Annotated in this window: 5 protein-coding genes; 3 read left to right on the plus strand and 2 right to left on the minus strand. The window is 62.7% G+C overall.

Annotated features, from left to right (window positions below; translation table 11 throughout):
* Positions 1-209: 209 nt before the first annotated feature.
* The 3 genes from QM649_RS17535 (at position 210) to QM649_RS17545 (ending at position 5,358) form a co-directional block, all read left to right on the plus strand.
* Complete coding sequence (locus QM649_RS17535; protein WP_415200362.1) at positions 210-2,249, plus strand: hypothetical protein; 2,040 nt, start codon at positions 210-212, stop codon at positions 2,247-2,249.
* 235 nt (positions 2,250-2,484) lie between these two features.
* A complete protein-coding gene (locus tag QM649_RS17540) occupies positions 2,485-4,656 on the plus strand; it encodes a protein-disulfide reductase DsbD family protein (RefSeq protein WP_415200363.1) in 2,172 nt (723 codons plus the stop codon).
* An 87-nt stretch (positions 4,657-4,743) separates the two neighbouring features.
* A complete protein-coding gene (locus QM649_RS17545) occupies positions 4,744-5,358 on the plus strand; it encodes a thioredoxin family protein (protein ID WP_415200364.1) in 615 nt (204 codons plus the stop codon).
* 120 nt (positions 5,359-5,478) lie between these two features.
* On the opposite strand, the gene QM649_RS17550 is transcribed toward QM649_RS17545, so the two are convergent.
* Together QM649_RS17550 and QM649_RS17555 are read right to left on the minus strand one after the other, a co-directional pair.
* Positions 5,479-5,955, minus strand: coding sequence for an AI-2E family transporter (locus tag QM649_RS17550; RefSeq protein ID WP_415200365.1), 477 nt, complete (start codon positions 5,953-5,955; stop codon positions 5,479-5,481).
* Positions 5,956-6,474: 519 nt separating this feature from the next.
* A partial coding sequence (locus QM649_RS17555; protein WP_415200366.1) for a glutamate synthase-related protein occupies positions 6,475-8,075 on the minus strand: 1,601 nt, incomplete at its 5' end.

Raw genomic sequence — 8,075 nt, forward strand, 5'->3', positions numbered from 1 at the left:
CTGCTGAGATGATCACCGGCCGCCTTCAGGATTCGATGCATTCTTCCGCATCATCGAAAATAATGTCAATCTAATTTCCTTTTTCTATTCAAAACGGAAGTAAATCGCCTGTAATCTGGGCAACAGGGTTGCGACCGGAATAGCCAAAGGAAGCCCAAATCGTGCTGAAGCGTTATGCCCATTTATCAGGCAGGGAGTTGCCCCGCGCCATGCGGCAGCTGTGCCACCATCACAGATCACGGCTGAGCGCTGTACTTGCGGCGATGCTCTTATCTCTGCCTTCCCTGGCCGCAAATGAGAATGCATCGCCAGCCGCAATCACGATCGCAGTGTCCCCATTCGGCAACGATCAGGCAGATGGCACTCCCTCCGCGCCGTTCAAAACGCTCGACCGCGCTCAGGCCGCTGTTCGCTCGCTCAATGCGCAGCACGATGTAACGGTGCAACTCGCAGACGGGATATATCCGCTCACGCAGCCTCTGCGTTTCAGCGCCGCGGATGGAGGCCGCAGTGGCCACAGCGTTGTGTGGCAAGCCGCGCCCGGTGCGCATCCTGTCCTCAGTGGAGCGCTGCGCATTACCGGATGGCGTCCTTACGATAAGGTCAGGGGGATTTACGTCGCAGATACACCACCCGGTCTCGCGACACGGCAGCTCTGGGTGAACAACGTGTCCGCCCCGGTCGCTTCCATGGAGATCCACCGCCGCGACTACACCTTCACCCGTGAGGGCATGACGCCGAAACACTCCGCGCCTGCACTGCCCGCGCTCGGGCAAGCCTCACACCTGGAGCTTCGCGCCACCGGATTTTTCACCGAACGCATCTCTCCCGTTCAGCGAATTACGAACGGCAAACTCGAGATGCAGCAGCCTGCATGGGATAACAACCTGTGGGGATACGACACCATCGAGAAGCCCTTCCACCCTGAACTCCAGCATCTCTACCTCGCGAATGCTCTCTCGTTGCTCACACAACCCGGCCAATGGTATCTCGATCCCGATCAGGGCCGGCTCTATCTACGTCCGCCAGCCGGAACCGACCTCAGCATGGCCGACGTGGAATTGCCCCGCCTTACGGTCCTCGTCTCCATCAGCGGCCGTCTCGATGCTCCTGTGCGTAACCTCACCTTTCGAGTACTGCAGTTTTCCTACACCACCTGGCTCGCTCCATCCGGACCGGAAGGGTATGCCAGCCAGCAGAGCGGAGCCTATCTCACCGGGCATGCAGAGGCCTATCCCGCCGACCCTATCTCCACCTGCGCTATCGGTTGTCCGGCATTCGAAAGCATGCGCAATCAGTGGAACCAGATGCCTGCCTCTGTTCAGGTAAGCGCTGCAGAGCGCATTACCTTCGACCAGGACGTCTTCCATCATCTCGGCCAGTACGCGCTCGGCATAGGGAACGATGCCAATGCCACTCTTTCCGGCACAGGACTTGCCACCAGCGATATCTCGGTGACCTCGAGTCTCTTCCAGGACTGCTCCGGCGGAGCAATTCTTGCGGGCGGAATCCGGCGCGATGCGCACCATCCCTCCGACATCCGCCAGGTAAATCGCCAGCTCATCATTCGCGACAATCGCATCCAGTCAGTCAGCCGCGACTACCTCGATAACAGCGCGATTCTAAGCACGTACGTCGAAGGCGCCATCATCCTTCATAACGACCTTTCCGATCTGCCCTATGACGCAATCGATATCGGTTACGGATGGGGAATCCAGGATCCGGGAGGCAATCCCAACTATCGCGTTCGCATGCATGGATACGACTGGCCGCAGAACCCCATGTACCAGACACCCACCACCCATCACGACGTCGTCGTCGCTTCCAACCGCATTCATGGAGCGAAGCAACTCTTCCACGACGGCGGCGCGATCTACAATCTTTCGGCAAGCCCCGGCACCCTGATCACCGAGAACTATATTTACGACAACCACGGCCACATTGCTCTCTATCTCGACGAAGGATCACGCTACATTACGGTCCGAAGGAACGTCGTGCAGGACTCTGGTGGAGAATGGCTGAACATCAACACCGTTCACGCCGCGTATCCGTTGCGCATCTCCCCCGATAACACGGCGACCGACAACTGGCACGACAGTGCGAAAACCGGCGGCATGTGGACGAATTATCAGAACGACCTCATCCTCAACGACCATCTCGTAATCGGGAAAGTTTGGCCGGCGGAAGCCCGCAGGATCATGCAGGAAGCTGGCATTGAGCCCAGGCAGAACACCCCTAAGCACCGCTGAGATGCGGTTTTGCTTACGTCCCCGCTCGAATCCTTCGCCAATCGAGTCGATTATTTGCCCCGTCCAGGCTCTACTTGGGTGGGAGAGCAGTTCCTTCGGCCGGCGATCCCGGATGACAGGTAGAGCAAACAGCATCGCGACCAACGGGAGCGGAGGCCGAAGGCAGAAGGCCCTGCGCGAAGCAGTCCCGAAGCTTCTGTAACCCTAAGGCAGCGTCTGGACTCTAAAATGGAGTATGCGCGGACGCCGCCTTTTCCCGTTTCTGCTTGCCCTTCTGCTGCTCGTGACCGGTCGTGCCTTTGCCACTCCGGAGACCGCTTCGCCAGCCACACCGAGCGCCACTGTGCCGCACCTTACCGTTCAGCTCGTCGTCCCGCCCGCGCAGATCTACCCCGGCCAGCACTTCACCGCCGGTCTCTACTTCAAGCTCGAGCCCGGTTGGCACGTCTACTGGACCAACGCCGGCGACTCCGGCGAGCCGCCCTCCATCCGTTGGGCACTCCCCGATGGCGTGAGCGCCGGGGACATCCAGTTCCCCACCCCGAAGCGTCTGCCCCTCGGCCCGCTCATGGACTTCGGCTACGAGAACGAAGTTCTCTTCCCCATCCCGGTCACCGTGGCGAACAGCGTTAAGCCCGCAGGCTCAACGGCATCGCTCGGCGGCAAGGTGAGCTGGCTCGTCTGCCGCGAGGTCTGCATCCCTGGCAAGGCGGAGCTCGCCGTAACCCGCGCCGCTCTCGGCTCCGCGCCGTCGCAGCCCGGCCAGGTCGCGGACGATGCCGCACTCATCACGCGCTTCGCCTCGACGCTGCCCGGGCCGCTGCCCTCGGGCGATCAGGCGAAGTTCGAGACCACCCCGAAAGGCTTCACTCTCGCCGTCTCGACCGGCCAGAAGGAAGAGTCCGCCCAGTTCTTCCCCTTCGATCAGACCATCGTCTCGAACCCCGCGCCCCAGACTGTCACTCCGCGCAAGGATGGCGTCACACTCGACCTCATCAAGGACGAGAACATCGCAGGAACTCCCAAGGAACTGCACGGCCTGCTGGTGCTGAGCGGCGGACGCTCGTATGAGATTCACGCCACGCCCGGCGCACTCGCGGTCTCGACCGGCGGCAGCACGGACAGCGGCCTGCTCGGCGCTGCGCTCCTCGCCTTCGTCGGCGGCCTCATCCTCAACCTGATGCCCTGCGTCTTCCCAGTGCTCTTCATCAAGGGCCTTTCGCTGGTCCAGTCTTCGAGCGAAGAGCGTGGACGCCTGCGCGCGCATGGCTTCGTCTACACGCTGGGCATCCTCCTCTCCTTCTGGGCAGTCGTCGCGGCGCTGCTCGTCCTGCGCGGCGCAGGCCATCAGCTCGGCTGGGGATTCCAGTTCCAGTCCCCCATCTTTCTCGCGCTCATCTCGCTGCTGCTCTTTTTCCTCGGACTCTCGCTGGCCGGGCAGTTTGAGATCGGCCTGACACTGACCAGCGCAGGCGGCGGCCTTGCTCAGAAGAGCGGCTATACCGGCAGCTTCTTCACCGGGATCCTCGCCGTCGTCGTCGCCACGCCCTGCGCGGCTCCGTTCATGGGAACCGCGATCGGCTACGCGCTGGCACAACCGCCGGTCATCACTTTTGTCGTCTTCACCGCCCTCGCGCTCGGCCTCGCCGCGCCGTATCTGCTGCTCACCTTCGTCCCCTCGTGGGCAAAGCTGCTGCCACGCCCTGGCGCGTGGATGGAAGTCCTCAAGCAGGCTGTCTCGGTGCCGATCTTCGGCACGGTCATCTGGCTGGTTTGGGTCTTCACCCAGGTCACCGGCCCCACGGCCCTGATGGCGCTGCTCGCCGCCTTCCTGCTGCTCGCCATCGCCGGCTGGATTCTCGGCCGCTGGCCTGCGAAGGCCCCTGCGACCGTCGCAGCCGTACTCGTACTCGCGCTGGCCATCGTCGTCCCGGTCTACGCAGCGAAAGAACTGGGCGCACCGATCTCCGGTCCGGCATCCGGCTCCGCGGCCACGACCGCGGGCGCAACCAAGTGGGAGCCTTTCACCCCGCAGCTCGTCGCGCAATACCGCGCGCAGGGCAAGCCGGTCTTCGTCGACTTCACCGCCAGCTGGTGCCTCAGCTGCCAGGTCAATGAGCGCGTCGTCCTCGAACGCACCGACGTCGAGCAGAAGCTGGCGCAGAGTGGCATGGCGCTCGTCAAAGCCGACTGGACACAGCACGATGACGCCATCACCCAGACCCTGGCCGCCCTCGGACGCAGCAGCATTCCCACCTATGCCATCTATCCGGCGGATCCGAGCCAGCCCGCCAAGGTGCTGCCTGAGGTCCTGACACCCGGCATCGTCATCTCCGCGGTCGACTCCGTTCCCAAGCCAGACACGCAGAAGGCCGAAGCCCCGGCCACAGGCGAGAAGGTTTTCTAAGACCGCGGGCGCGTCCTGCCGGGTAGGAGTTTGCGTCTAACCCAGAGCAGGACGTTCCCCCGAATCCCACCTCGCCAAGGAGGCCCCATGCGCCTGACATCGATCCTGTCTGCCGCCTCTCTCTCACTCGCGCTCACCCTCTCCGCCTACGCGGTGCGGGTCGGCGACCAGGCCCCCGCATTCACGGCCGTCGACTCCCAGGGCAAGACGCACTCTCTCGCGGAGTATCGCGGCAAATATGTTGTCCTCGAATGGACCAATCACGGCTGCCCGTATACGAAGAAGCATTACGAGAGCGGTAACATGCAGGCCCTCCAGAAAGAGTGGACCGCCAAGGGCGTGGTCTGGCTGACCATCCTGTCGTCGGCTCAGGGCAACGAGGGCTACCTCTCACCGGCCGACGAGAACGCCTACATCAGCAAGATGCACGCCGATCCGACTGCCGCCCTGATCGATCCGAAAGGCACCATCGGACACCTCTACGACGCGAAGACGACGCCTGATATGTACGTCATCGATCCGCAGGGCAAGCTGATCTACTCCGGCGCAATCGACGATCACGCCACCACGGACGCCAGCGATATCCAGGGTTCGAAGAACTACGTCTCGGCCGCTCTCGCCGAGTCGCTGGCCGGCCAGCCGGTGGCGACTGGCTACACGCGCCCCTATGGCTGCAGCGTGAAGTACGCCGGTGCGGAATAGCCATATCCAATAGCGACTAGCAGTCAATAATCATTATCAAAGAAGGACCATAATGAGAGGCAGGGATTCGCTGAGTCCCTGCCTTTTCTATTGCTTACAGATAGCTAGAATTGTCCGCTCTCAGCCGCCCGGAATCTGCGTTGGCGGTTTGCGGAAGGCATAGATCACTGCCAGCAGCGGCGGCCCCAGCAGCACACCCCAGAATGGAATGATGATGCCGAGAGCGATCGGCACCACGATCGACGCCCAGATAGGAATGCGGCTCACGCGCTTCAGGAGCATGGGCTGAAGCACAAGCTGGTCGACAACGACGATCACCGCGTAAAGTCCCAGCACCAATCCGAGGCGGTACATGTCGTGACCGCTGAAGAGAATGACCAGCACGGGAAAGATGACCGTAATGACCCCGCCGAAGTTGGGGATGAAGGTCATCAGCCCGCCGATCAGAGCCCACACTGGCGCCCAAGCCACATGCAGCAGCATGAGACCGATCCACCAAAGCACGGCGACGCAGAGTGCCTCAAGGGTAACGGCTTTCCACCAGTTGAAAAGCGCGTTCCCGGCAGTGCGTGCATGCGTACTGAAATCGTTGGGCATAGGCTAGGCGAACACTGTCTGCGTTCAGCAGTTGGATTGTTCCAACCGACAGGAGGTGGCCTCTCGCTCGAATTTTCAAGCGTACTTCCTGTTAAGTATCTCGCCTTGAGCCAGATTGTTACCGCGAGTTCAGATTCGGTCCATAGCAAAACCAAAGTGATTTGTCATTGCTCTTCTTGAAGGAAAGATCCGGGCGACTGCGCTTACCGTGGTCCGGTAATGGCATTGGGGGCTGAGGTGAGGCTGCCCGGAATTCCTGCCAAACGAGGGGTCCGATGAACAAGAATCTCGATTGGTCTACCGTATTTACCACCTACATCGTCATTGTCGTCTGCCTCGTCGCCGCAATCGCATTCGCCCTGCATGAGCTGAAGGCGCTTTAGGCTAAGGGCGCACAAGCCTTATGGATGGAGTGCTTTACAGCGATAACCGTAAAGCACTCGTTCACCGAAACGAGGCGCAAACGGCGAAGACCCGGCACCGAGGCCGGGTCTTCTATGCAGCTGTCTGAATGCCTGACTATACCTGCGGCTTCGGGGTGAGGCGGACGAAACGCTTCGCCAGCTCATCCCAATCACCGAGCAGCCATGCTGCGCGGGTGCTGGCGGTCTTGCCAAGGTGCAGCTCGACCAGTCCGCGGATGCTCTGCCGGGCCTCTTCATCGAGCGTTTCCCATGGCTCGGCGGTGAGGAAGTCGGCGTGGTACTTGCCGCGGCTGAGGAAGTTCCCCGTCTCGTCGAAGACCCAGGCCAGGCCACCGGTCATACCAGCGCCGAAGTTATAGCCCGTGTCGCCGAGGATGACCGCGAGACCGCCGGTCATGTACTCGCAGCCGTGATCGCCCACGCCTTCGACAATCGCCAGCGCACCCGAGTTACGGACGCCGAAGCGTTCGCCGGCGCGGCCCGCGGCAAAGAGCGCGCCGCTGGTTGCGCCGTAGAGGGCGACGTTGCCGAGGATCACGTGCAGCTCGGACTGGAGCGCCGCGCGACCCGCACCCTTGAGGATCACCTCGCCACCCGAAAGTCCCTTGGCCACGAAATCGTTGGCCGTGCCCTTCAGCACGAGCTCGACGCCGGGGACGGCGAAGGCTCCGAAGGACTGGCCGGCGACGCCGGCAAGGTTGAAGGTGACGCGACCCGGCGAGACGTGTCCTGCGGTGTGCTCGAGTGCGAGCTCACCGGAGAGACGGGCGCCGAGGGTGCGGTCCTCGTTGGTGACGAGTGCGTCGTAGATGTAGTGTTCGCCTGCCTTCCACGCGGCGAGGGCAGGTGCGGTCCAGGCCTCGTCGATGGGAGGATGCGCGGTCTTCTGCGTGTTCGGCTCACCGGCCCAGTGGGAGAGTTCGCTGACCGGAGCGGCCAGCATCGGCGCGAGGTTCAGGTTGCCGTCATGGCGAACCTGCTCGAGCAGATCGGTGCGACCGATGGCGGCCTCGATCGAAGGCAGGCCGTACTGCGCGAGCAGCGCCTGCAGATCGCGGGCCAGCTCCTCGAACATGCGAACCAGGTGCTCCGGCTTGCCGCGGAACTTGGCGCGGAGGTCAGGACGCTGCGTCGCGATGCCCGTGGGACAGGTGTTGAGGTGGCAGGCGCGGGCCATGTCGCAGCCGAGCGCGACGAGCACAGCGGTACCGAAGGCGAACTCGTCGGCGCCGAGCAGGGCGGCGATGAGGATGTCGCGAGCGGTACGCAGGCCGCCGTCGCAGCGCAGACGAACGCGGCTGCGCATGCCGGTATCGAGCAGGACCTGCTGGGCTTCGGCCAGGCCGATCTCCCAGGGGCTGCCGGTGTACTTGATGCTGGAGAGCGAAGCCGCGCCGGTGCCACCGTTATGGCCGGCAATCACGATGTAATCGGCCCAGGCCTTGGCGACGCCAGCGGCAACCGTGCCGACTCCGCATTCGGAGACCAGCTTGACGCCGACGGTGGCGCGCGGGTTCACGCGCTTCAGGTCGTAGATGAGCTGAGCGAGGTCTTCGATCGAGTAGATGTCATGGTGCGGCGGCGGCGAGATCAGCGTGACGCCGGGCTGCGCGTGGCGCAGGCGGGCGATCAGCTCGGTCACCTTGTGGCCGGGCAGCTGTCCGCCTTCGCCGGGCTTGGCGCCCTGCGCGACCT

Origin of the sequence: Silvibacterium sp. (assembly GCF_047605705.1) — a bacterium.
Classification (GTDB): Bacteria; Acidobacteriota; Terriglobia; order Terriglobales; family Acidobacteriaceae; genus Silvibacterium.

Excerpts from the sequence above, each read along its gene's own strand:
- QM649_RS17540 (WP_415200363.1), top strand. The coding sequence starts at position 2,485 with ATGCGCGGACGCCGCCTTTTCCCGTTTCTGCTTGCCCTTCTGCTGCTC.
- QM649_RS17550 (WP_415200365.1), bottom strand. The coding sequence starts at position 5,955 with ATGCCCAACGATTTCAGTACGCATGCACGCACTGCCGGGAACGCGCTT.
- QM649_RS17535 (WP_415200362.1), top strand. The coding sequence starts at position 210 with ATGCGGCAGCTGTGCCACCATCACAGATCACGGCTGAGCGCTGTACTT.
- QM649_RS17545 (WP_415200364.1), top strand. The coding sequence starts at position 4,744 with ATGCGCCTGACATCGATCCTGTCTGCCGCCTCTCTCTCACTCGCGCTC.